This is a genomic window from Amycolatopsis sp. cmx-11-51, assembly GCF_047608665.1.
In the GTDB taxonomy this organism is placed as follows: domain Bacteria; phylum Actinomycetota; class Actinomycetes; order Mycobacteriales; family Pseudonocardiaceae; genus Amycolatopsis.
The window spans coordinates 382459-403208 of the sequence record NZ_JADNQO010000004.1 but is presented as its reverse complement, the minus strand read 5'-3'; the positions used below and the strand labels follow the sequence as shown (position 1 = coordinate 403208).

The window sequence follows — 20750 nt, the reverse complement described above, 5'->3', positions numbered from 1 at the left end:
CTCTTCCTTGCGCTAGGCGCAAGGAAGAGGGCCTTCCTGTACTGGCGACAAACGAACTCAGTCCTTCTTGGACTCACCTTCGGGCTTGTCCTCGTCCTTCGCCGGTTCCTCCGGCTCGGCGGGCAGCAGCGCGTCCAGCGCCACCCCGGCGACCCGGCGGAACTTGCGGCCGCGCCGCTCCCGCTCCAAAACGGCGACCTCGAGCTTCACCGGGTCCGAGTCGCCGTTCGTGGGCGTCGGGGTGTTGTCGCGCAACGCCTTCACCGCGACTCCGAGCGCCGCACCCAGCTCCAGATCCGCCTCGTAGCTTTCTTTCAGCTTCGTGGTGAGCGTGTCGGCCTGACCGCCCATCACCACGAACTTCGGCTCGTCGAAGATCGAACCGTCGTAGGTCAACCGGTACAGCTGGTCCTCGGCCGCGGTCACGCCGACCTCGGCCACGCAGATCTCCACCTCGAACGGCTTCAGCTGTTCGGTGAAGATGCTGCCCAGCGACGCGGCGTACGCGTTCGCCAGCGCACGCGCGCTGACGTCCCGCCGGTCGTACTGATAGCCCTTCAGGTCCGCGTGCCGGATGCCGGCGACACGGAGGTTTTCGAACTCGCTGTAGCGGCCCACGGCCGCGAAGCCGATCCGGTCGTAGATCTCCGACACCTTGTGCAACGTCGCCGAGGGGTTCTCGGCCACGAACAGCACGCCACCGCGGTACTTGAGCACGACCACGCTCCGGCCGCGCGCGATGCCCTTGCGCGCGATCTCGGAACGCTCCCGCATCAGCTGCTCGGGAGAGGCGTACAACGGCATCGTCACTGTGGTGCTCCGCTCTTTCTGGCTCTCATCGGAAAGGGACAGGGACGACGGCTAGCGCCCGCGCTCGGCACGCGCGGCGACGATCGCCTCGGCCACCGCGATCGTCTGCTCCTGCGGCACCGCCACCGCGCCCTGCTCCGCGGTGATCGTCACGATCGTCGGGAAGATCCGGCGCACCAGATCCGGCCCGCCGGTCGCGGTGTCGTCGTCCGCCGCGTCGTACAGCGCTTCCACCGCCACCCGGATCGCGGCTTCGGCGTCCGCGTCCGGGTCGTGCAGCTTCTTCAGCGAGCCCTTCGCGAACAGCGAACCCGAACCGATGGCGTGGTAACCGGCGCTTTCCTCGTACCGCCCGCCCGTCGCGTCGTACGAGATGATCCGGCCCGCGTGTTTCGCGTCCTCCGCGTCGAGGTCGTACCCGACGAACAGCGGCAGCACGGCCAGCCCTGACATCGCCATCTCGAGGTTGGATTTCACCAGTCCGGCGAGCTTGTTCGTCTTACCGTCGAGTGAGAGCGAAACGCCCTCGATCTTCTCGTAGTGCGCCAGTTCGACCGCGTACAGCCGCACCATCTCGATCGCCAGCCCCGCCGAGCCCGCGATGCCGACAGCCGAGTACTCGTCGGTGACGTGCACCTTCTCCATGTCGCGCGAGGCGATCAAGTTGCCCGACGTCGCCCGCCGGTCACCGGCGATCAGCACCCCGCCCCCGAACTTGACCGCGACGATCGTCGTCCCGTGCGGCGCGTCGAGCCCGGCGGCCCCGGACGCGACACGCCGCTCCGGGAGCAGCTCAGGCGCCTGCGCCCGAAGGAAGTCCGAGAACGACGAGGTCCCCGACGTGAAGTACGCGGCGGGCAGCGCCGACTTACCCGAGGTGTGTTCCATACGTGCTCAAAGTTCCCATCTGTGTGATCCGCCGGCTCTGCGCGGGCGGCCGCATCCGGCCGCCGGAAGACGAGTTACTCGCCGCCCTTTTGCACGTACGCGCGGACGAAGTCCTCGGCGTTCTCCTCGAGCACGTCGTCGATCTCGTCGAGGATCGTGTCGACGTCCTCACCGAGCTTCTCGCGCCGCTCCTGGCCGGCCGGACCGCCGCCCTCGAACTCTTCGTCCGAGTCGCCTCCGCCGTGCTTTTCGATCTTTTCCTGAGCCATCTCGCCTCCCGGTGTGGCTGATGTACCTAGCCTACCCAGCGGTCCCGACATTCCGTGGGATCCGTGATCGCTTAACCCTGAGGAAAGGAATTCCCGCTAGTCCGAACCGGTGAGGGCTTCCACCAGTTCCTCGGCTGTCGCGGAGTCGTCCAGCAACTTCCCCACGTGGGCCTTCGTGCCCCGCAGCGGCTCCAACGTCGGGATCCGCACCAGCGATTCCCTGCCGACGTCGAAGATGACCGAATCCCAGGACGCCGCGGCGATGGAGCTGGCGTACTTCTCCAGCGCGCGGCCCCGGAAATAGGCCCTGGTGTCCGAAGGCGGGGTCGTGACCGCCTCCAGCACCTCCTCCTCGGTCACCAGGCGCTTCATCGAACCCCTGGTGACGAGCCTGTTGTACAGGCCCTTGTCCAAGCGGACATCCGAGTACTGCAGGTCGACCAGCCGCAACCGCGGCGCGCCCCAGGCCAGCTGGTCCCGAGCGCGGTAGCCCTCGAGCAACCGCAGCTTCGCCGGCCAGTCCAGCCTGTCCGCGCATTCCTGGGGGTCCCGCGCCAGCGCGTCCAGGATCTCGCCCCAGACCCGCAGGACCTCCTTGGCGGCCTCGTCCGCGCCGGTGCGCTCCAGGTTCGCCGAGGCAATCTCGTGGTAGGCGAACTGGAGATCTAGGCCGGTGTACTTCCGCCCGTTGGCCAGCGACACCTTCGCCTTCAGCGTCGGGTCGTGGCTGATCTGGTGCACCGCGCGCACCGGCTCGTCCAGCTTCAGGTCGTCGAACCGGATGCCTGCCTCGATCAGGTCCAGCACCAGCGCCGTCGTCCCGACCTTGAGGTACGTCGAGTACTCGGCCAGGTTCGCGTCGCCGATGATGACATGCAGGCGGCGGTACTTGTCGGCGTCGGCGTGCGGCTCGTCGCGGGTGTTGATGATCCCGCGCTTGAGCGTCGTCTCCAGGCCGACCTCGACCTCGATGTAGTCGGAGCGCTGCGAGAGCTGGAAGCCCGCTTCCTCGCTCTGCTGCCCGACACCGACTCGGCCCGAACCGGTCATCACCTGGCGGGAGGCGAAGAACGGCGTCAGCCCCCCGATCACCGCGGTGAACGGGGTCGACCGCTGCATCAGGTAGTTCTCGTGCGTGCCGTAGCTCGCGCCCTTGCCGTCGACGTTGTTCTTGTACAGCTGCAAAGGCGGCTGGCCGGGCACGGTGGCGGCCTTGCGTGCCGCCTGCTCCATGACCCGCTCGCCCGCCTTGTCCCAGATGACCGCGTCACGCGCGTTCGTCACCTCGGGCGCCGAGTACTCCGGGTGAGCGTGGTCGACGTACAGCCGGGCGCCGTTGGTCAGGATCACGTTCGCCGCGCCGAGGTCCTCGACGTCCGGGTCGTGCCCCGGACCGCTCGGGCCGGTCAGGTCGAAACCACGCGCGTCGCGCAGAGGCGATTCCACCTCGTAATCCCATCGTGCCCGCCTGGCCCGTGGGATGTCCGCCGCGGCCGCGTAGGCCAGCACGACCTGGGTCGAGGTAAGTACCGGGTTCGCCGTCGCGTCGCCCGGCACCGCGATGCCGTACTCGACTTCGGTTCCCATGATCCGCCGCATACCCACCACCCTACGGGGTCAGGGCCGTGCGACGATGCCCCCCATGTCAGGCAGTGACGAACTCGTTGCGCTCTATGACCTCGGCGGAACCGCGGTGGGGGCGGCCACGCGCTCCCGGGTCCGCGCCGAGGGACTGTGGCACGCGGCGGGCGTGGTGTTGGTCCGTTCGGGTGATGGAAACTCCGTCTACGTGCACCTGCGTACGCCGATGAAGGACGTCTATCCCTCCACTTGGGACTGTTGGGCGGGCGGCGTCGTCGCGGCGGGTGAGACACCGGAGGACTGCGCACGCCGTGAACTGGCTGAAGAACTGGGTGTTCACGGGGTGAACCTGCGTCCGCTTTTCACCCATGTCTACGACGTGGGCACGATCCGCTGCCACAACTTCGCCTTCGAGGCGCGATGGGACGGCCCCTTCGTCCATCAGCTGTCCGAAGTCGTCGAAGGACGATGGCTGACGCTGGACGAGTTGCGTTCGTGGCTCGATGATCCGGAGAGCCGGTTCGTGCCGGACGGACGTCTCGGCGCCTTGGAGTGGTTCCGGCGGGAAGCCGCGCGCTAGGCCGAACGGAGGCGCTGCGCGACGAGCGGAAGCAGCCGCTTCGCCGCGTCGGTCGCCCGCGCCCCGGTCCCGGCGGTCACGCTGAGCGCGGAGACGAGTTTCCCTTTCGCGAGCAACACCGTGCACGTCGTGCCTTCACACCATGCGCGTTGTACTTCGACACCGGTTTGCTTCGGCAGCGTGAGCTTCTTGCCTTCGCAGTCCGCCTGAGTGACGACGTCCGAGGCGTCACGGTCGGTGTACTCGGTGACCTGCTGTTCCAGCGTCGAACCGCTCGCGTACGACCACGCCGTCGAGCGGCTGGTGCCGCGGGTCAGGCCGGTCAGGCAGCCGGACATCTTGCTCTCGCCAGGGACGACCTCTTCCTCGGCGACGTCCTCGTCGGTCAGCAACGCGGCGGAAACGGCCGCGGGGACCGGGGCCGAGGTCGACGGCGACGGGATCGGGGCGGCCTGCGGCTTGACCGAAGGCTGCGCGGGTTCGGCCGCGGGCGTCGGTGTGGGGTCGTCGTAGTAGGTGTCGAGATCGTTGGGACGGTCGGCGCAGCCCGACAAACCGAACAGCGCGACCGTCGCCACCGCGAGCACCTGCCGATGACGCACCCTCAAGCCTCCCCGGTGACCCGCCAGACGTTTGCCGCGAGACTAGACCAGCCCGTCAGTGCCAGCCGAGGCAGGACCTGTGCCGCCAGTAGGCGACCGGTTCTTCGGCGAGCGCGGCCAGCTCCCCGAGTTCTTCCGCGGTCAGCTTCACCTTCGTGGCAACGAGATTCTCCGCGAGCTGCGCCGTGCTCGACGGGCCGATGACCGCGACCGGCCGCCAGTCCTGCGCCAGTACCGCCGCGATCGCCACCGCGTCCGGGCCGGCTTCGTGTTCCCGCGCGATCCTCCCGAGAGCGGGCGGTGGCTCGACCACCAGCCGTCCGTTCGCGACCGTTTCCTTGACCAATACCCGTTTGCCGGCCGCGTGCGCCTCGGCGAGCGCCGGGCCGACGGAGGGTTCCAGCAGGTTCCACGTCGACTGCACGGCGCTGAAAACCGGCGTTCCGGACACTTCCAGTTCGAACGCCCGCCTGACCGCGTCGGCCTGTTCCGGCCCGGACGTGGAGAACCCCACCGGGACACCGTCGGCGGCGAGTTCGGCCAGCGCGCCGACGAGCCTGTCGTCGGTGAACAGCGGACTGTCCACAGTGAGCGAATGGACCTGGTAGAGCGACACCGCCTTTCCCAGCAGACCAACGGTTTCCGCCCATTGTCCGGCGAACCGCGCCGCGGTGTGCTCCTTGACCTCGTGCACCGCCGCGTCGAGCTTCCACTCCCCCACGTAGCGGTAGCCCCATTTGCTCGACACGGTCACCTCCGGGTGGGCGCGATCGGCGAGCCAGCCGGCGAGGAACTCCTCGGAGGAGCCATACGAACGGGCGACGTCGATCCACCGGACGCCTGCCCGGTACGCGTCGTCGAGCACGGCATAGGTCGCCGCGCGCATCGCCTCGAAGTCGCGCACTGGCGGCAGCGCGTCGACCCGGCCCAGATTGATGTACGCGGGCCTGCCGAGCGCCGCCAGTCCGACGGCGATGCGTTCGTCGACGGGGATTTCCGAGTCTGTCACCGGGCTCCTTCGTTCTTGTGCCGGAGGATCGCGAGCCACTGGCTCGAGTTCTGCGCCTGCCGATGGAGCTTTTCGAGGCGGGCCGCCGGAGCCCGAACGTAACCCTTGCCGAAGACCGGCGCGATCTGACGGAGGCTGGCGCCCTCTTCCCTGGCGGCGAGCAACGCCCAGTCGGACGCGTCGGCGCAGGCCGCGGAGGCGCGTCGCAACTCCCCTAGGATTTCGATCAGTTCGGGGGCGCTCACTTCCCCCGCCTGAACGGCGGCGGCCGTCGTTTCCAGCCAAGCCAGGACATCGGCCTCGGTGATCGGCGCGCGCGGGCGCCCGGAAGATTCGCTCACGGCTCCGAAGTATAGAGCGTTATACGCTCGCCTCGGCCGAGAGGCGCGCCGGAGGCGTCGGACACATCGTCCGAAAACCGCTGGAGTACACAGTGGATTCCCGCTTCACTGAGTTCGAAGGCAAGGACTCGGAAGAAGGACAATTGGGACGTTTCGGTATCACGACCCGGTTCGCGGCACTCGCGATCGTATGGGGCGCGAGTTTTCTGTTCATCAAGATCGGTCTCACCGGCCTTTCGCCGGCTCAGGTGGCGCTCTCCCGCGTCTGCCTCGGCGCACTGGCGCTGATCGGCATCGCCGCCTGGCGCCGCAAACCACTCCCCCGCGATCCGGCGCTGTGGGGCCATCTCGCGGTCGTCTCCGTGCTGCTGTGTGTCATCCCGTTCCTGCTGTTCTCCTGGGCCGAGCAGTACATCTCGTCCGGGCTCGCCAGCATCTTCAACGCGACGACCCCGCTGATCACCATGCTCGTCGCCGCGGCCGCGCTGCCCGCCGAGCGCTTCACGAAGGCCCGCACGACCGGCCTGGTCCTCGGCTTCCTCGGCGTGCTCACCATCGTGGGGGTCTGGCAAGGGATCGATCTCTCCCACGAACTGACCGCACAACTGGCGTGCCTCGGCGCGACGACCTGCTACGGGATCTCGTTCGTCTACGTGCGGCGGTTCATCTCCTGGCGGAACCTCGACGCGCCGACCATCGCCCTCGGGCAAGTCTGCTGCGGCGCCGTCGTGATGCTGGTGCTCGCGCCGTTCATCGCGACGACGCCGGTGCGCCTCGACACGCCGATCGTCCTCAGCATGATCGCGCTCGGAGCACTGGGCACCGGACTCGCCTACGCCTGGAACGCGTCGATCATCGCGGCGTGGGGCGCGTCGAACGCGTCAGCAGTGACCTACCTCACACCCGTGGTCGGCGTACTGCTCGGCGTTCTGGTCCTCGACGAACCCTTGGCGTGGAACCAGCCCGTCGGCGCGCTGCTCGTCGTACTGGGGATCCTGGCCGCGCACGGTCGCCTGAGCCCGCGCAAGAAGGTCAAGGAACCTGTAGCCGTTTGAAAACGAAGGGGCCCTTCATCGCATTGCATGCGATGAAGGGCCCCTTCGGCTTGTTCTACAGGTACTGACCGGTGTTCGTGGCGGTGTCGATCGCCCGCCCCGAATCCTGGTTCTTGCCGGTGACGAGCGTGCGGATGTAGACGATCCGCTCGCCCTTCTTGCCGGAGATCCGGGCCCAGTCGTCCGGGTTGGTGGTGTTGGGCAGATCCTCGTTCTCCGCGAACTCGTCGACGATCGCGTCCAGCAGATGCTGCACACGCAGGCCGGGCTGCTTGGTCTCCAGCACCGACTTGATGGCCGACTTCTTCGCCCGGTCCACGATGTTCTGAATCATCGCGCCCGAGTTGAAGTCACGGAAGTACAGGACCTCCTTGTCACCGTTGGCATAGGTGACCTCGAGGAACCGGTTCTCGTCCGTCTCCTCGTACATCCGCTCGACCGTGTGCTGGATCATCGCGTCGAACGTCGCCCTGCGGTCCCCGCCGAACTCTTCGAGATCGTCGGCGTGGATCGGCAGACCGTCGGACAGGTACTTGGAGAAGATGTCCTTCGCGCCTTCGGCGTCCGGACGCTCGATCTTGATCTTGACGTCGAGCCGGCCCGGCCGCAGGATCGCCGGGTCGATCATGTCTTCACGGTTGGAGGCGCCGATGACGATGACGTTCTCCAGGCCCTCGACACCGTCGATCTCCGAGAGCAGCTGCGGGACGATCGTGGTCTCCACGTCGGAGGACACGCCCGAACCGCGGGTGCGGAAGATCGAGTCCATCTCGTCGAAGAACACGATCACCGGGGTACCTTCGGAGGCCTTTTCCCGAGCCCGCTGGAAGATCAGGCGGATATGCCGCTCGGTCTCCCCGACGAACTTGTTCAACAGCTCCGGACCCTTGATGTTCAGGAAGTAGGACTTCCCGTCCGCCTTGTCGCCGCGTGCTTCCGCGACCTTCTTGGCGAGCGAGTTGGCCACCGCCTTGGCGATGAGGGTCTTACCGCAGCCAGGAGGCCCGTAGAGCAGTACGCCCTTCGGCGGGCGCAGCTGGTACTCCTGGTAGAGATCCGCGTGCAGGAACGGCAGCTCGACGGCGTCGCGGATCTGCTCGATCTGCCGGGTGAGGCCACCGATGTCCTCGTATTGGACGTCGGGCACCTCCTCCAGCACGAGATCCTCGACCTCCGCCTTCGGCACGCGCTCGTAGGCGTAGCCGGCTTTCGAGTCGACCAGCAGGGAATCGCCCGGCTTGAGGGGCTGTTCGGCCAGCGGATCGGAGAGCAGGACGACCCGCTCCTCGTCCGCGTGCCCCACCACGAGCGCACGGGGGCTGCCGCCCTCGACGTCCGGGGCCAGCACCTCGCGCAGCGCGCAGACCTCGCCGATCTTCTCGAAGTCGCCGCCTTCGACGACGGTGAGGGCCTCGTTGAGCCGCAACGCCTGTCCGCGCTGCAACGACGAGACCTCCACCGCGGGTGAGACCGAAACCCGCATCTTGCGGCCCGCGGTGAACACGTCCACCGTGTTGTCCTCGTATGCGGTGACGAACACGCCGTAACCGCTCGGAGGTTGGGCCAGCCTGTCGACCTCCTCTCGCAACGCGAGCAACTGGCCACGCGCCTCGCGGAGCGTCTCGACCAGTTTCGTGTTGCGTTCCGTGAGTTGGCTCACTCGTTCCGACGCTTCGGCGAGTCGCTGCTCCAGCACCCGGTTCTGACGTGGCGAATCGGTGAGCTTCCGGCGCAGCAGGGCCACTTCCTCCTCGAGGAAGCGAATTTGACGTGCCTGCTCGTCGGACGTGGTTCCAGCTCCGGTCGTTTCTGAAGGGTCGGCCTCCTCGCGCCGACCTCCGGGAAGGTCATGATGCATTGGGCACCTCCTCGGAGTGCTTTTCATTCCACGGTACCGGCGATCACCGACAATAAAAGGCCTTTCCGCATCACAAGATCGGCGCGTCGCGTTCCGGACGACCTGACGCACGTACGTTCCCGCCGCGCAAGAGGCCATCCCGGTGCCGGGTCCGGCACTCCCATGGTCACACTCCGTCCACCTGCCCTGACCTGCGGCGGAATACCCGGCTCCGTCCGGGTGCAAACGGGTTCCGGTATCAGTTCGGCCCTAATCGAGCGGCGATCCGGCTCGGTGGCTAGCATCGGGCCGACGTTCGCCGGGGAGGCGGACCGGCATGTCGAGTTGAGCATTTTCGCAGAACAACTAGGGGGCAACAGCCATGACTTACCCGCCGCAGCAGCCCGGCGGCTACGGACAGGATCCGTACGGCCAGCAGGGCGGGTACCCGCAGAGCGGCCCCCAGCCGCAACAGGGATACCCCGGTGACGGCCAGTACGGCCAGCAGCCCGGTCAGTACGGACAGGATCCGTACGGCCAGCAGGGCGGGTACCCGCAGAGCGGCCCCCAACCCCAGCAGGGACACCCCGGTGCCACGCAGCAGTTCGGCCAGCCGGATCCGTACGGTCAGCAGCAGGGCGGCTACAACGCCTACCCGCAGGAAGGCGGCTACGGTGAGCCGCCGAAGAAAAAGAAGACCGGCCTGATCGTCGGCATCGCGATCGGCGCGGTCGTCCTGGTCGGAGGCGGTGTCACCGCCCTCGTCATCGCGCTCAACTCGGGCGACGACAATCCGACCGCGGCGCCGCCCGCGAGTTCCAGCAGCGTGGCCCCGACGGGTTCCGAGTCTTCGTCGTCCAAGAAGCCGTCGACCTCTTCGACCCGGAGCAAGTCCAGCTCACCGAGCACCTCGGCGAGCAAGGGCTCCGGTCCCGCACCGCTGGGCAAGGCGACGCCGCAGGAGGTGGCCGACGCCGTCCTCGCCGCCTACAACGCCGGCGACGGCAAGACCGTCGCGCAGTCGGCCTGCCGCAGCGTGAACACCAAGGACGAAGTGCCGATCGCCAAGGACATCAAGATGGAGAAGACCGGGGAGTTGACGGTCAGCGGCGACACCGCGAAGCTCCCGGCGAAGGTCACCCAGAACGGCAAGGCCGACTCGGGCAACCTGAACTTCAAGAAGGAGTCCGACCTCTGGTGCTTCACCGGCGGCAAGAGCTGACGCGAAAACGGTGTCCAGCAGGCTGATCGCCGTTCTCGCCGGATGCGGCGCGGTCGTGGTGGGTGTCGTGGTGGGGCTGCTGCTGGTGGCCCCCTCAGGCTCCGACCCGGCCGCGTCGAGCACCGCGGCGCCTCCGTCGTGGCCGGGTTCGTCCCGGCCGGTCCCGGTGGATCCGGACGTGGCGGCGGTCGAGGTGGTCGGCAAGGCGATCGCCGCGGCCATCGTGAATCACGACGCGACGGCGTTCGGCAAGCTCACCTGCACCCAGCAGTCGTCGGCGGATCTGGCCGAGCTGAAGCGCAAGTGGGAGGCCGCGGGCGAGGTGAGCGCCACCGTCCCGGACCCGCCGAAGGTCGGTGGCGACTCGGCCACCGTGACCGTCCATGTCGAGGGCGCGGGCGGCCAGAAGGACACACCCTTCCCACTCAAGAAACGCGACGGGAAGTGGTGCGTGCCGTAAGCCTCGGTCACCGGCGCTCCAGGCGCCCGAGGTACCTACCGCGGTGCGCCGGTGGCGGTTTCGCGTGACCAGGGGGACGCCTCGCGTGACGGGATGGACGACACGCGTGTTCAGAAAACGACTCGACGCCCAGCCCGGCCGCTCGCGTGTCGTCCGTCTGATCACACGTGCCGTCCAACCAATCACGTGAGACGGCCAGACTGGCAGGAAGGTCTCGTGAGTGGTTCGCCTCAGCCCTTGCCGGAGCGGCGGTGGACCCGCGGTGACACGGTCCCGTCGGCCAGACGGCGCGCCGTCAGCAGGAACGCGGTGTGCGCGACCATCCGGTGATCCGGCCGCACCGCGAGACTCACGACGTGCCAGGGGCGCATGAGCGTCTCGAAAGATTCCGGCTCGGTCCAGCACTGCTGGTCCCGCAAGGCTTCCGTGATCCGGGAAAGCTGGGTGACCGTCGCCACATAGACCGTGAGCACGCCGCCGGGCACCAGCTGCGCGGCGACCGTCTCCAGCTGGTCCCAGGGCGCCAGCATGTCGAGCACCACCCGGTCGACCTCACCGGTGTGCGTCGACAGGTCCGCGACCGTCAGCGACCAGTTGTCCGGTTTGTGGCCGAAGAACTTCTCCACGTTCCGTTCGGCGTGTTCGGCGTGGTCGTCCCGGATCTCGTAGGACCGCACGCTGCCTTCCGGACCGACCGCCCGCAGCAGCGAACAGGTCAGCGCACCGGAACCGGCGCCGGCCTCGAGCACCCGCGCGCCCGGGAAGATGTCACCCCACATCACGATTTGCGCGGCGTCCTTCGGGTAGATCACCTGCGCGCCGCGCGGCATCGACAGCACGTAGTCCGGCAGCAGCGGGCGCAGCGCCAGATAGTGGCTGCCGCCCGCCGAAGTGACGACCGAACCCTCCTGCGCCCCGATCACGTCGTCGTGCGCCAGCGCGCCGCGATGGGTGTGATACTGCTGTCCCTCGGCGAGCACCATGGTGTAGTGCCGCCCCTTGGAGTCGGTCAGCTGAACCCGGTCACCAATACGAAACGGCCCACGGACCGACACTGAACCTCCATACGCGCGAACACACTGAGCCCATGCGTCCTCGGCGGGAAAGATTGCCTCGGACGGGACGACCGATCCTCGCAGGTGGCCGTACCGCGCTACGCCGGGGGTCGACTCCGGGTCATCGCGGCGCGCAGGTCCTCGCGCCGGAGCACGCCCGCGGGCCTGCCTTCGTCGTCCACGACGAGGAATTGCCACGCGGCGGTTTCCCTGACCCGCTCGGCGATCTCCTCCCCCGACTCCGAAGAAAGCAGCACGGTGTCGGCGCGGATCGGCTCCGCGGCCATCTCGGCGGGAGCGTGCGGCGACGTGCCCGCCAGTTGTGCCGCGGCCGTTTCGTCGAGCAGGCCGGCGGCGACGCCGTCGGCACGCACCAGGACCACCCCACGGCCCGCGGAAGCGGCCAGCGCGTCCGATACGGGGCTTTCGGCGGGAAGCTGGAGAACGGGCCGGACGAGTTCACTCAGCTGGACGCCTTCGGGCCAGCCTCGCCGTGTTTCGGCGGCGAGTTCGCTTCGCGCGCCGAGGATCACGAACCACGCTGTCACGACGCAGACACCGAGCCGCAGCCAGCGATCCTCGCTGCCAGCCGCCAGGCCCCACAGCGCCCAGACGATCAGTCCGGCCGCGACGACACCGCCACCGACGACGGCGGCGCGAGTGCCTTTGTCCCGGCGGCCCGTCGCCGCCCAGACGCCGGCGCGAACCAGGCGACCTCCATCGAGCGGAAGCCCCGGCAGGAGGTTGAAGAACCCGACGGCGAAGTTCGCGACGGCGCATTCGGCGATGAGCAGCCATGCCGCGCTTTCCGGCGGGACGGCGAACATGAGCAGCCCGCAGAAACCACCGAGCAGCAACGAAACCGCTGGACCCGCGGCGGCGACGAACCCTTCATGGCGCGGCTGCCGGGGAGTCCTGGCGACCTCGGAGAGACCACCGAGCAGGAACAGGCGCAGGCGCCGGACCGGGATGCCCAGGCGCAGCGCCACCAGGCAGTGCCCGAGTTCGTGCGCCAGTACCGAAAGTCCGAGCAGGACCGCGAACGCGGCCGCCAGCAGCCACGAGGTCAGCGTGCTCGCACCGGGTAGAAACCGGCCGACCAGTGGCGTGTAGAGCACCACGATGATCAGAGAGCCGATCCACCACGAAGGGGCGAGAAGCACAGGGATCCCGGAGACGCGGAACAGCAGGAGCCCACCCGCCGGGGCCACGCCTCGTCGAGGCGGACCCTGCTCACCCGTCACCGCCATGTGTCAGAGCGTAGATGTCCAGGTGTGGGATGCTCGTGACCCGCCCTTCCCGTCCGGGTGGTGTCGGTCATGCCGCTCCGGTGCGTTGCGGTCGGAGAACTGTCGGTACCCGGCGCTACCCTGCCTGCATGCCCGACACCGACACGGTCACCGCCGATCCCCCGCCCGGCGCCGAAACCCCGCGCCGTCGGCCGGCCCTGTCCCCGTCGCGTGCCAGCGACTTCAAACAGTGCCCGCTGCTCTACCGGTTCCGCGCCGTCGACAGGCTGCCCGAGATCCCGACGAAGGCCCAGCTTCGCGGCACACTGGTGCATTCCGTGCTGGAGCGCCTGTTCTCCCTTCCCCAGGCCGATCGCACCCCTCCGCAGGCCAAGGAGCTGCTCGCACCGGCGTGGGAGACGCTGTCCGCGGAACGTCCGGAGTGGATCGAGCTGTTCGATCAGGAGGATCCCGAAGCCGTCACTTCCTGGCTCTCGTCGGCGGAGCAGCTCGTCGACACCTACTTCGGGCTCGAGGACCCACGTCGGCTGGAACCCGAAGCGTGCGAGCTGCACGTCGAGATCGAGCTGGGCTCCGGGGTACTGCTGCGGGGCTACGTCGACAGGCTGGACGTGGCGCCGACCGGTGAGATCCGCGTCGTCGACTACAAGACCGGCGCCGCGCCGCGCGAGATCGGCGAGGCCAAGGCGATGTTCCAGATGAAGTTCTACGCCGTGGTCCTTTGGCGGCTTCGTGGTGTCGTGCCGCGCCAGCTGAAACTGATGTACCTCACCGATGGGCAATCACTGGCCTACACGCCGGACGAGGCCGAGTTGGTCCGGTTCGAGCGCACGCTCGAGGCGATCTGGCAGGCGATCCTCAAAGCGGGCAAAACCGGCGATTTCCGGCCCAATCCGAGCAAACTGTGCGCGTGGTGCGACCACCAGGCCGTCTGCCCGCAGTACGGCGGCACTCCCCCGCCTTATCCCGGCTGGCCCGAACCGGATCCCGGCGAAGAGTCCGTTTTGGACCGTGCGGATTAGCCGTGTCCAGTGAATCTGCTCGATGGGCTTCGTGATCCTGGCGCGAAGACCGGGAACAAGCCTTACCGGACACGGCCTTAGGCTGCCGGTGTGACAGAAGCCTTTTACGTGCCGTCAGGCGACGACTTGTTCGTCCCGACCCCGCACACCGCCGGCCCGTGGACCCCGGACGCGCAGCACTTCGGGCCGCCCTCGGCATTGCTGGTCCGCGCACTCGAAGACCTCGAAGCACCACACGCGAGCCAGCTGGCGCGGGTGACGATCGAGATCCTCGGCCCCGCGCCCTTGAAGGAGCTTTCGGTGCGGGCCCGGGTGGCACGGCCGGGCCGTTCGGTCGAGTGGCTGGAGGCCGAACTCGCCCACGGCGAGCGAGTCGTCGCCCGCGCCTCGGCCTGGCGCATCGCGACCTCGGACACCACGGCGGTCGCCACCGCCGAAGGCCCCGCCCTGCCGTCGCCGGACGACCTGCCGACGACGTCGAGCATGCCGGAAGGCTGGCTCGGCGGTTACCTCGACGCCGTCGAGTGGCGGCGCGTCAAGGGCGCGCTGGACGAACCCGGCCCCGCGACGGTCTGGGGACGTCAGCGCGTCGCCCTCGTGGACGGGGAGAAGCCGAGCGCGCTGCAGCGACTGTTCGTCCTTGCGGACTCCGGCAACGGGATCTCGAACTTCCTCGACCCGCGCGAGTGGTGGTTCATCAACTCGGAGCTGACCGTGCACCTCCGCCGCCCACCACTGGGTGAATGGATCGGCGTCGACGCGGCCACCCTGGTCGGCCCGAACGGTGTCGGCACGGCGACGACCACCCTGCACGACGTGTCGGGGTCGCTCGCCTCCGGAGCGCAGGCGTTGCTGGTGCGGCCGCGACAGGCGGGTTGATATTGCCAGCCGTACGGCCCTGACCAGCTGAACCGCAGTTGAGCGCCGCTTCACGCCGGGGGCTCAGGAAGCATTTGACAGGGCACTGTCCAACGCGAAGCGAAGCGTGCCGAGATATGTGCCCTGCGGGATGCCTCCAGGAGCGCGCGACCAAAACACCGTCAGATAGACGCGCTTTCTGAGCCCGTTTCCAATAGCCTTCCCGGAACAACAGACGCAGGGAGCGCTTCGGCATGCAGATCACCTCGGTGGTCAACCAGAAAGGCGGGGTCGGCAAGACCTCACTCAGCGTGGGCGCGTCGGCCGCACTGGCCGAGCGTGGCCGCCGGGTGCTGCTGATCGACCTCGACCCACAGGGGCACGCGACCACCGAACTCCTCGGTCTGGACGAGGTGGCCCCGCAGATGCCCAGCCTGGCGAAAGCCCTGACCAAGGTGTGGAAGGGCCCGATCGAGGAACTGGCCGTGCGGCATCCGCGCAGCAACCTCGGCCGGGGTGGCGCGTTCGACGTCATCCCGACGTCGCCGGGCATGTTCGACCTGATCCGGCGGCTGGACCAGTTCCGCGTGCCGGGCTGGCAGCTGGCCAGGGTCATCCAGTTCGCGAACTACGACCACGTCATCATCGACTGCCCGCCCGCGCTCGACGTGCTGACCAACAACGCGCTCGCCGCTTCGCACGGGATCCTCGTGCCGGTGCAGCCGGACCGGACGAGCATCCGGGCGCTGCGCCTGCTTTCGGACCAGGTGCGCTACGTCGAACAGACCGTCGGCCGCCCGCCGATCGCTTACTACGGCCTCGTTCCCGGGCTGTACCGCCGCCCGATCTCGCATTACGCGGCGGCCGCGTTGCAGGAGCTGTACACGTTCGGGATCCCGATGCTCTCGCACGTCCCGCTCGGTGTGGTGATGAACGAGGCCGCCGCGCACGGCGTGCCCGTGACGACCTACGCGCCGGAAACCCTGCAGGCTCTGTCGTTCCGGGAGATCGCGGAAACGCTGGACGGTTACCTGCGGAACCACCCGGCTCCGGCGATCGTGCCAGCGGACGAGGAGTTCGTCTTCGAGGACTTCATCACCGAGGTCTCGGTGACGCGCAGCGCCAACGACAACGGCGCGCGGAAGCGGCTCTACGACCTCATGCCCAAGAAGCCGAACCGACCTCGGTAGTGAGGTCGCAAGTAGTCGACTACTTGCGACCTCACGCGTAATCACCTACAAGCGGCAGGCCCGGATGTCCGAAGCCAGGACGGCCTTCGCGCCGGTCTCGGCGAGTTCGTCCATGATCCGGTTGACCTCCTTGCGCGGCACCATCGCCCGCACGGCCACCCAGTCCTCGTCGGCCAGCGGCGCGACCGTCGGCGACTCGAGGCCCGGCGTGATCGCGACGGCCGCTTCCATGAGCGAACGCGGGCAGTTGTAGTCCAGCATCATGTAGTGCTGGGCGAAGACGACACCCTGAAGCCGCGCCTTCAGCTGGTCCTTGGGCCTGGTTTGCTCGGTACCGGCCCGCTGCAGCAACACGGCTTCGGACACGCAGATCGGGTCACCGAAGGCCACGAGGTTGTGCTGGCGCAACGAACGTCCGGACTCGACGACGTCGGCGATCGCGTCGGCCACCCCGAGCTGGATCGAGATCTCGACGGCGCCGTCGAGACGGATGACCTCCGCCTCCACCCCGTGCTGCTTCAGGTTCTCTCGGACGAGCCGCGGATACGACGTCGCGAGCCGTTTGCCCTGCAGGTCTTCGGCCTTCCAGTCCCGGCCCGCCGGCGCGGCGTACCGGAAGGTGGAGCCGCCGAAACCGAGGCTGAGGATCTCCTCGACCGGGGCACCGGAGTCGAGCGCGAGGTCGCGGCCGGTGATGCCGAGATCCAGCTCGCCGGAGCCGACGTAGATCGCGATGTCCTTGGGACGCAGGAAGAAGAACTCGACCTCGTTGACCGCGTCCAGCACGGTCAGGTCGCGGGCCTCATGTCGCTTGCGATAGCCGGCCTCTCCGAGCATCTCCGACGCGGCGGCGGCGAGGGCTCCCTTGTTCGGCACGGCGACACGCAGCATTGCTTCTCCTTGGTTCTCCGGACGCGAACGCGTCACAGGTACCGGTACACGTCCTCTGTCGACAGTCCACGGCCGAGCATGAGCACCTGTACCCGGTACAGCAGCTGTGAAATCTCCTCCGCGAGCCTGTCGTCGGATTCGTGCTCGGCGGCGATCCACACCTCGCCCGCCTCTTCGAGCACCTTCTTGCCCTGCGCGTGCACACCCGCGTCCAGCGCGGCGACGGTGCCGGAACCGTCGGGGCGCGTGACCGCGCGGTCGGCAAGCTCGGAGAACAGCTCATCGAAGGTCTTCACAGTCTGGAGATCCTTCCATCCACGCTCGCGTCGCGCTGCCCCGGGCCGGTGAGTTGGCACCCGCTTCACACCTCAGAACAGCGTGGCGCCCTCCCGCTCGAAGTCGAGCAGCTGCCTCTTCCGTTCGATACCACCGCCGTAGCCGGTGAGATCGCCGGTCGAACCGACGACGCGATGGCACGGCACGATGATCCCCATCGGGTTTTTCCCGTTCGCGAGCCCGACTGCCCGCGACGCGGTTGGCCTGCCGAGCCGGTCGGCCAGCCTGCCATACGAAACCGTCTCGCCATATGGGATTCCGCGCAGGCTTTTCCAGACCATCCGCTGGAATTCGGTGCCGCCGAAGCTCAGCGGGAGATCGAAGTCCTTCCGCTGGCCGGCGAAGTACTCCTTCAGTTGTTTCTCGGTCTCCACGAAGACCGGCGCGCTCGGATCCGGATGGCCGAAGGTCTCCTCTGCCGGGCGGTGTCGCTGCTGGACCATGTACAGGCCGCAGAGACACTCGCCGTCCGCGACCAGGGTCAGCGGGCCGTATGGACTGTCGATGACGTTGTGCGTGCGCATGGCGCTCCTCGGAACTCAGGCGGCGGGCAGCCGGTTGATCGGGTGGTCCCCGGTCGCCCAGAGGTGTTGGACGGCGTAGGCACGCCACGGACGCCAACGCTCGGCGTGCGCGACGAACGCGGCCTGGCCGAGCCCGAGCCCCTTCGCGGCGACCTTGACGCCGAGGTCGGTCGGCAGGAAGGCGTCCGGGTCGCCGAGCGAGCGCATCGCGATGCTCTCGACGGTCCACGGGCCGAATCCGGGCAACGCGTGCAGCCGCTCCCGAGCCTGCTGCCAGTCGCTGCCCGCCCCGAGGTCGAGACCGCCGTTGTTCAGTTCGGCGACGAGGCCGAGCAGGGTCCGCTTGCGGCTCTGCGGCATCGCGAGGCTTTCCGGGTCGATCTCCGCGAGCGCGGCGGCGTCGGGGAAGACGTGCGTGAGACTTCCACCCTCGGCGTCCTCGACGGGCTCGCCGTGCGCGAGGACCAGCCGGGCGGCGTGCGTCCGTGCGGCGGCGGTGGACACTTGCTGGCCCAGGACGGCGCGGACGGCGAACTCTTCGCCATCGACCGTCCTCGGCACCCGCCTGCCGGGTGCGGTGGCCACGAGTGGCCCGAGCAGCCGGTCCGCGGCCAGCGCGTCGTCGACCGCGACCGGGTCGGCGTCGAGGTCGAGCAGGCGGCGGCAGCGGCTGATCGCGGTCGAGAGGTCCCGCAAATCCGAAAGGGTGAGCCGGCAACCGATGTAGCCGTCTTCGGGCTTCAACGCGACGACGGCGGGACCGTGCGGCAGCCGCAGCGTCCGGCGATAAGCGCCGTCACGCCATTCCTCGACGCCGGGGATTCCCGTCGCGACGAGGTGTCCGAACAGGTTGTCCGGGAACAACGGCTTCCGGTAGGGCAGGCGCAGGTTCAGCGTCCCGGGCGCGGTCGCCGGCGCGGTGCGGACCCGGGCTCGCAGTTCGGTCGGGGACAGCGCGAAGACCTCGCGGACGGTGTCGTTGAACGTCCGGACGCTGCCGAAACCGGCGGCGAGGGCGACGTCGATCATCGACAGACCGGTCGTCTCGATCAGCAGCCGCGCCGTCTGTGCGCGTTGCGCCCTGGCGAGACTGAGCGGGCCCGCGCCGAGTTCGGCGCGCACGTGCCGCTCGACCTGCCGGACGCTGTATCCCAGCCGGGCGGCCAAACCGCTCACGCCGCCGGTGTCGACGACGCCGTCGGCGATCAGCCGCATCGCCCTGGCCACCAGGTCCGCACGCTCGTTCCACTGCGGCGAACCGGGACTCGCGTCCGGGCGGCACCGTTTGCAGGCGCGGAATCCGGCCTCCTGCGCGGCCGCCGCACTCGGGTAGAACGACATGTTCTCCGGTTTGGGCGGGACGACCGGGCAGCTCGCCCGGCAGTAGATCCGCGTCGTCAGGACGGCGGTGAAGAACCAGCCGTCGAAACGGTCGTCCTTCGCCTGGACCGCCCGGACGCAACGCTCGAAGTCCTCATGCACCCCGTCAGCATCACCGACCACGCGGCCGGGGTCTAGCGGGAATGCGACATGGTGGTCATGGCAGCAACGCGGTCAGCGCGGACACGTCGAGCCCGACCAACGACGACCGGAACACGCGCCGCTCTCCCGGCTGGACCTCGACGTCGTTCGGGATCACCATCACCGTGCACCCGGCCGCGGCCGCGGAAGCGGCGCCCGGCGGTGAATCCTCGATCGCGACGCATCGGGAAGCCGGGACTCCCAGCAACTCCGTCGCCAGCTCGTACGGCCTGGCGTCCGGCTTGTTCAGACCATCGACCTCGTCACCGCAGACGGTCGCGGCGAAGTACTCGCGACCGATGGTGTTGAGGGCGAGTTCGGTCAGCGACCGTTCGGTGGAGGTGACCAGCGCCATCGGCACCCCTTCGGCGCGCAAAAGTTCGAGCAGCTCCTGAGCGCCGGGGCGCCACGGAAGGGGGCCGTCGAAGAGGTTGGCCGTGCGCTCGCGGATCCACTCCCCCATCTCCGCGATCGACCCGGGAGTGACGGGCTTGGCGCACACTTCAAGAAGGAACGCGGCCGTGTCGTCCATATTGGACCCGACGAGGCTCAGGCGTTGTTCCTCGGTCAGCGTGCCGCCGAGGGTCTCGACGGCCTCGTAGAGGGCGACGTCCCACAGCTTCTCCGAATCGACCAGCGTGCCGTCCATATCCCACAGCACGGCGGCGAGTCCGTCCAGTGTGGACGGTTCGGTCACGGCTCCCCCTCGATGATCGCGTGTTGAAGTACCGATTTCCGTCTCCACGGTAACCGAGCCCAGCTCACCTGGAGATACGGGCTTCGATGCCGTCGAGCAGGCATTCGAGGCCGATCCGGAAGGTCTCGTCGGCGTCGAGGTGGGCGGCGTCACGCACCACCGTTGCCAGCGCCGGGTAACGGCCTTCGGCGAAGGCCCGTTCCAAATAGGGGCCGTGCGCGACCTGCCAGCGCCTCTTGTCGATCCCGGTGGCCCGTTCGGCACGTCGCTCGGCGATCTCCCGGCGCACCGCGCCGATCACGTACGCGTTGACCGCGGCGACGACCGGCATGACGACGTCCAGGCCGGCGCCGTCCATCGCGGCCAACACGCACTCCGACGTGGCCAGCGCGTGCGGCCCGAGCCGGGGCCTGCCGCCCAGGAGATCGGCGAGCCATTCGTGCTCGTGAGCGGCGTGCCGGGTGGTCTCGGCAAGGGACCGGAGCACCTCCCGCCGTCCGTCCCCGGACGGCTGGATCCCGGCGTGGACGGCGTCGACCATCAGATCGAGCAACTCGTCCTTGCTCTCGATATAGCCGTACAGCCGCATCGGGCCGACGTCCAGCGCGGTGGCGATCTTGCGTAGCGACACCCCGTCCAGGCCGTCCGCGTCGGCCAGCTGGATCGCCGCTCGCACGATCCGCTCCCTGCTCAGCGGGACCGGCACAGGTCGATTCGGCGGCTCCGGCCTCTCCCACACCAACATTCCGTTG

The 20750-nt window shown here is 68.5% G+C and carries 23 protein-coding genes; 7 read left to right on the top strand and 16 right to left on the bottom strand.

Features of this window, described 5'->3' with window-relative positions:
* Positions 1-57: 57 nt before the first annotated feature.
* The 4 genes from prcA to dop all read right to left on the bottom strand — a co-directional run bounded on the left by prcA (position 58) and on the right by dop (position 3566).
* Positions 58-810: a proteasome subunit alpha gene (prcA, locus tag ACM6LU_RS18430; RefSeq protein WP_414938935.1), complete on the bottom strand. Its 753-nt coding sequence runs from the start codon at positions 808-810 to the stop codon at positions 58-60.
* Positions 811-861: 51 nt separating this feature from the next.
* Positions 862-1698: a proteasome subunit beta gene (gene prcB / locus ACM6LU_RS18425; protein WP_414938934.1), complete on the bottom strand. Its 837-nt coding sequence runs from the start codon at positions 1696-1698 to the stop codon at positions 862-864.
* 74 nt (positions 1699-1772) lie between these two features.
* A complete protein-coding gene (locus ACM6LU_RS18420; protein WP_005150863.1) occupies positions 1773-1967 on the bottom strand; it encodes a ubiquitin-like protein Pup in 195 nt (64 codons plus the stop codon).
* A 96-nt stretch (positions 1968-2063) separates the two neighbouring features.
* Positions 2064-3566, bottom strand: a complete 1503-nt coding sequence (dop, locus tag ACM6LU_RS18415) for a depupylase/deamidase Dop (RefSeq protein WP_414938933.1) — start codon at positions 3564-3566, stop codon at positions 2064-2066.
* A 43-nt stretch (positions 3567-3609) separates the two neighbouring features.
* Here dop and ACM6LU_RS18410 point away from each other — a divergent pair, with 43 nt between their 5' ends.
* Positions 3610-4128, top strand: coding sequence for an NUDIX domain-containing protein (locus ACM6LU_RS18410; RefSeq protein ID WP_414938932.1), 519 nt, complete (start codon positions 3610-3612; stop codon positions 4126-4128).
* On the opposite strand, the gene ACM6LU_RS18405 is transcribed toward ACM6LU_RS18410, so the two are convergent.
* From ACM6LU_RS18405 to ACM6LU_RS18395, 3 genes are read right to left on the bottom strand one after another with little or no spacing between them, the layout of a single operon-like run.
* On the bottom strand, positions 4125-4730 hold the full coding sequence (locus ACM6LU_RS18405; RefSeq protein WP_414938931.1) for a hypothetical protein: 606 nt from the start codon (positions 4728-4730) through the stop codon (positions 4125-4127). The two genes, ACM6LU_RS18410 and ACM6LU_RS18405, sit on opposite strands and share 4 nt — an antisense overlap.
* A 55-nt stretch (positions 4731-4785) precedes the next feature.
* Positions 4786-5739 (bottom strand): aldo/keto reductase, encoded by a 954-nt coding sequence (locus ACM6LU_RS18400; RefSeq protein ID WP_414938930.1) that lies wholly within the window; start codon positions 5737-5739, stop codon positions 4786-4788.
* Complete coding sequence (locus ACM6LU_RS18395; RefSeq protein ID WP_410598890.1) at positions 5736-6080, bottom strand: hypothetical protein; 345 nt, start codon at positions 6078-6080, stop codon at positions 5736-5738. The genes ACM6LU_RS18400 and ACM6LU_RS18395 overlap by 4 nt, the downstream gene beginning before the upstream one ends.
* Before the next feature lie 143 nt (positions 6081-6223).
* Between ACM6LU_RS18395 and ACM6LU_RS18390 the strand changes: the two genes are divergently transcribed.
* Positions 6224-7135, top strand: coding sequence for a DMT family transporter (locus ACM6LU_RS18390; protein WP_414939154.1), 912 nt, complete (start codon positions 6224-6226; stop codon positions 7133-7135).
* A 55-nt stretch (positions 7136-7190) separates the two neighbouring features.
* Here the strand turns inward: ACM6LU_RS18390 and arc are convergent, their stop codons facing one another.
* On the bottom strand, positions 7191-8993 hold the full coding sequence (arc, locus tag ACM6LU_RS18385; protein WP_076161922.1) for a proteasome ATPase: 1803 nt from the start codon (positions 8991-8993) through the stop codon (positions 7191-7193).
* A gap of 361 nt (positions 8994-9354) precedes the next feature.
* Between arc and ACM6LU_RS18380 the strand changes: the two genes are divergently transcribed.
* Together ACM6LU_RS18380 and ACM6LU_RS18375 are read left to right on the top strand one after the other, a co-directional pair.
* Positions 9355-10194, top strand: a complete 840-nt coding sequence (locus ACM6LU_RS18380; RefSeq protein WP_414938929.1) for a hypothetical protein — start codon at positions 9355-9357, stop codon at positions 10192-10194.
* 10 nt (positions 10195-10204) lie between these two features.
* Complete coding sequence (locus tag ACM6LU_RS18375) at positions 10205-10654, top strand: hypothetical protein (protein WP_414938928.1); 450 nt, start codon at positions 10205-10207, stop codon at positions 10652-10654.
* 230 nt (positions 10655-10884) lie between these two features.
* On the opposite strand, the gene ACM6LU_RS18370 is transcribed toward ACM6LU_RS18375, so the two are convergent.
* Positions 10885-11709, bottom strand: coding sequence for a tRNA (adenine-N1)-methyltransferase (locus tag ACM6LU_RS18370; RefSeq protein ID WP_414938927.1), 825 nt, complete (start codon positions 11707-11709; stop codon positions 10885-10887).
* A gap of 98 nt (positions 11710-11807) precedes the next feature.
* On the bottom strand, positions 11808-12959 hold the full coding sequence (locus ACM6LU_RS18365) for a site-2 protease family protein (RefSeq protein WP_414938926.1): 1152 nt from the start codon (positions 12957-12959) through the stop codon (positions 11808-11810).
* 128 nt (positions 12960-13087) lie between these two features.
* Here ACM6LU_RS18365 and ACM6LU_RS18360 point away from each other — a divergent pair, with 128 nt between their 5' ends.
* From ACM6LU_RS18360 to ACM6LU_RS18350, 3 genes are all read left to right on the top strand, one after another.
* On the top strand, positions 13088-13981 hold the full coding sequence (locus ACM6LU_RS18360; protein ID WP_414938925.1) for a PD-(D/E)XK nuclease family protein: 894 nt from the start codon (positions 13088-13090) through the stop codon (positions 13979-13981).
* Positions 13982-14071: 90 nt separating this feature from the next.
* Positions 14072-14860 carry a thioesterase family protein gene (locus ACM6LU_RS18355; protein ID WP_414938924.1) on the top strand — a complete coding sequence of 263 codons (789 nt, stop codon included), beginning with the start codon at positions 14072-14074 and terminating at the stop codon, positions 14858-14860.
* Between the two features lie 233 nt (positions 14861-15093).
* A complete protein-coding gene (locus ACM6LU_RS18350) occupies positions 15094-16029 on the top strand; it encodes a ParA family protein (protein WP_414938923.1) in 936 nt (311 codons plus the stop codon).
* A gap of 45 nt (positions 16030-16074) precedes the next feature.
* On the opposite strand, the gene hisG is transcribed toward ACM6LU_RS18350, so the two are convergent.
* From hisG to ACM6LU_RS18320, 6 genes are all read right to left on the bottom strand, one after another.
* The gene (gene hisG, locus ACM6LU_RS18345) at positions 16075-16920 is read right to left on the bottom strand and encodes an ATP phosphoribosyltransferase (RefSeq protein WP_414938922.1); all 846 of its coding nucleotides are present in this window, start codon (positions 16918-16920) and stop codon (positions 16075-16077) included.
* A gap of 32 nt (positions 16921-16952) precedes the next feature.
* The gene (locus tag ACM6LU_RS18340; RefSeq protein ID WP_414938921.1) at positions 16953-17216 is read right to left on the bottom strand and encodes a phosphoribosyl-ATP diphosphatase; all 264 of its coding nucleotides are present in this window, start codon (positions 17214-17216) and stop codon (positions 16953-16955) included.
* A gap of 72 nt (positions 17217-17288) precedes the next feature.
* Positions 17289-17780 (bottom strand): methylated-DNA--[protein]-cysteine S-methyltransferase, encoded by a 492-nt coding sequence (locus ACM6LU_RS18335; RefSeq protein ID WP_414938920.1) that lies wholly within the window; start codon positions 17778-17780, stop codon positions 17289-17291.
* A gap of 15 nt (positions 17781-17795) precedes the next feature.
* The gene (locus ACM6LU_RS18330; RefSeq protein ID WP_414938919.1) at positions 17796-19262 is read right to left on the bottom strand and encodes a DNA-3-methyladenine glycosylase 2 family protein; all 1467 of its coding nucleotides are present in this window, start codon (positions 19260-19262) and stop codon (positions 17796-17798) included.
* Positions 19263-19317: 55 nt separating this feature from the next.
* A complete protein-coding gene (locus tag ACM6LU_RS18325; RefSeq protein WP_414938918.1) occupies positions 19318-19998 on the bottom strand; it encodes an HAD family hydrolase in 681 nt (226 codons plus the stop codon).
* Between the two features lie 64 nt (positions 19999-20062).
* The gene (locus ACM6LU_RS18320; protein ID WP_414938917.1) at positions 20063-20743 is read right to left on the bottom strand and encodes a TetR/AcrR family transcriptional regulator; all 681 of its coding nucleotides are present in this window, start codon (positions 20741-20743) and stop codon (positions 20063-20065) included.
* Between the last annotated feature and the right edge of the window lie 7 nt (positions 20744-20750).